Below are 736 nucleotides of genomic sequence, written 5' to 3'. Positions count from 1 at the left end.
ATCGGCAACGCAAACCGATAGCGCTGGTAATATATCACCCGCAGCAACCACAGCCATCACATTGGATAATACTGCGCCAACAGGGCATGCGGTAAGTGTGGATCAGAGTGTAATAAATACCAGTAATGAATCTGCAATAAGCGCGACCTTAACGGGTCTTGAGGGCAGTGGTACGCTTAGTTATCAAGTAAGTGACGGTAGTAGCTCTGTCAGTGGTACAGCAACGATCACTGCTGCAACACAGCAAATAACAGGTGTTAATGTGACCTCATTGGCTGAGGGGGGGCTCACTTTTTCAGCCCTAGTAACTGATGCTGCGGGAAATGTCAGCCCTGCCGTTACTGCTACAGTAACCAAGCAATATAATGTTGCGCCGGTATTAAGTGGTTCGCCATCCACTTCGACAGCGGAAGATACAGCTTATAGCTTTATACCCACACTGACAGACAGTGATACGGGTGATACCCACACCTTTAGCATCATCAACAAACCAAGCTGGGCGAGTTTTAATGCCAGCACAGGTGAGTTATCGGGTACACCGGATAACAGCCATGTTGGCAGTTATGCAGCGATTACCATCAGTGTGAGTGATGGCACAGTGAGCGCAAGCTTAGCGCCGTTTACCTTAGCAGTGACTAACACCAATGATGCGCCTGTTGGGCAAAACTTTAGCTTTAATCTTGATGAAGCTGCAACGCTTACCGTGGCGCTGGCTAATGGCTTATTAAGTAATGCC

General features: G+C 48.2%; 1 protein-coding gene. It reads left to right on the top strand.

All coding sequences use genetic code 11. From position 1 onward, the window contains the following. On the top strand, nt 1-736 hold a 736-nt coding region (locus CWB85_RS21580), incomplete at both ends, for a putative Ig domain-containing protein (RefSeq protein ID WP_138555996.1).

This window comes from Pseudoalteromonas sp. S1727, from assembly GCF_005886375.1.
Taxonomy (GTDB): Bacteria; Pseudomonadota; Gammaproteobacteria; order Enterobacterales; family Alteromonadaceae; genus Pseudoalteromonas; species Pseudoalteromonas haloplanktis.
This window is presented reverse-complemented; position numbering and strand designations above follow the sequence as displayed.